The following is a 1,005-nucleotide window of genomic DNA, read 5'->3' as shown; positions in this document are numbered from 1 at the left end:
TTTCTTTGCGCATGTGCAGGGTTAGTTGACGATATCCAAAGGTGCGCTCCACTTTCTCATAGATAGACATCATAACCTGTGCCAGTCGCGCGTTCTCCATCTCACGAGTGCTAGGTTTGTGGTTTAGCCACTTGTAATAGCTTGAGCGTGCAATTCCAGCAATTTCACACAGATGCTGAACGCTGATGGACGTTTCTTCCTGAAGCACTTGAATGACAAGGTAGACGTTCTCCTGGCGATATTGGCTTAACTTCGCCTCCTTTGGAATTCCCGTAACTTTTTTAGAAATGCATTTTCCGCCCGAAGTCGCTCATTTTCATACTCCAGCTTCTTCATCTCGAGTTTCTGATGCTCAGCCTCTGTTAACTCTTCCGGAGCTTTCTTTCGTCCCCGGCTATCCTTTAACGCATCCTGACCCCCAGCTTCGAATTTCTTCACCCATTGATATACTTGCTGGTAGGAGACCTGAAAGTGAAGCGCCGTCTGTTGGTAATTATGCTGATGTGTTAAGCAATATTGAACAATATCGATCCGTTCCTGCCACGTCGTAGAGCGACCCTTTGTCATAGCTTTTGCTTCCCCTTTGTAGGCTTTTAAGCTGCTATGACCATTATACTTCTTAATCCAGTTGGAAAGCTGTGTTGTACTGGCGATCTTGTACTTATCAATAATCTGGTATTTGGATAACTTACCTTCCAGGTAATCCTGAACCGCCTGAAGCTTAAGTTCAGCACTATAACTTCGATTATGAGTACGACTCTTCAGTCCTTCATAACCATACAGCTTATAACGACGCTGCCATTTCATTAAAGTCGTTTTGTTGATCTCATATTTCTTGACTGCAGCTAGAAAACCAATTTCTCCACTTGATGCTTCTTCAAGAATAGCGTGTTTATCCGCAGCCTCGTATTTTCTTTTAAACATGAAGAGCTCCCCTTACTGTAGCAGGTTTTATTATTTCACCTGTCTACCGTAAGGGGAGCATATCAGCGGCAAACTGCTCCT

Annotated in this window: 1 protein-coding gene; it reads right to left on the bottom strand. The window is 43.9% G+C overall.

Annotated elements, in window-relative coordinates; all coding sequences use genetic code 11:
- Positions 1 to 246: 246 nt before the first annotated feature.
- Positions 247 to 924: a helix-turn-helix domain-containing protein gene (locus NNL21_RS36030; protein WP_204822800.1), complete on the bottom strand. Its 678-nt coding sequence runs from the start codon at positions 922 to 924 to the stop codon at positions 247 to 249.
- Between the last annotated feature and the right edge of the window lie 81 nt (positions 925 to 1,005).

The sequence above is a fragment of the Paenibacillus mendelii genome, assembly GCF_024498075.1.
GTDB classification, from domain to species: domain Bacteria; phylum Bacillota; class Bacilli; order Paenibacillales; family Paenibacillaceae; genus Paenibacillus_Z; species Paenibacillus_Z mendelii.
The sequence above is the reverse complement of the archived record's forward strand: the minus strand, read 5'-3'. Positions and strand labels throughout refer to the sequence as shown.